This window comes from Vibrio sp. 1401 (assembly GCF_033340295.1).
In genome coordinates this window covers 1-668 of record NZ_JAWOWF010000420.1, presented here as the reverse complement: position 1 = coordinate 668, position 668 = coordinate 1, and the positions used below count along the sequence as shown (strand labels likewise).

General features: G+C 43.7%; 1 pseudogene. It reads right to left on the bottom strand.

The features are described from left to right. A pseudogene (gene vcrV, locus R7Z77_RS25990) lies at positions 1 to 668 on the bottom strand (type III secretion system needle tip protein VcrV); the annotation flags it as partial.

Here is a 668-nt window from a genome sequence, read left to right as displayed (position 1 = left end):
AGAGTGAATTTTCGACTGAACAACACCAAAGATTTTTAGTTGCACGGTTAAATCTTGCAGTGCTTCCTTTTGCTCGTTACGTTTTTCCAAGCGATTTACGCGACGCTCGTTTAATGCAAACAGCACTTGTTCATCAAAATGGTCACCAATACTGGACTCAACGACAGCCAAGAAATCGCGAGCCGTCAAAGAGTGCTCTGCGCGAACCTCAAGATCCTTTTTCTCTTGCTCGGTGATGTTGAGTAGACGATCTTTCAACGCACCTAAGTTCTTGCGTAATGTTTCGTAACGTTCGATAAACGAGGCGCCTGTCGACTCACCCTTCAGCATTTTTTCAAACTGGAAACGGATGTCTCTTTCCGTATTGTTTTTTATCAGCTCAACCTGATCCGCAGAGATTTGCGTTTTTTGGATATCGACAATCGCTTTATCGTTGTAAAAAGCATCGATTTCGGTGTGAATCAGACTTACAGCAAAATTCGCAAACAAGCTTGAAAGCGTCAAAGAATCCGAGCTTTTGATGATGGCATCTAACGCTTTTCGTAAATTTTCAGTCCCAGCGGTTTCACCGTAAGCCGCAGTAAACTGACCTTTCACTTGCGTCGCCATTTCGCTTAACGCTTCGCTAAGCTGCTGTTTAGAAATGCCTGGCGTCCACGTAATTCTTT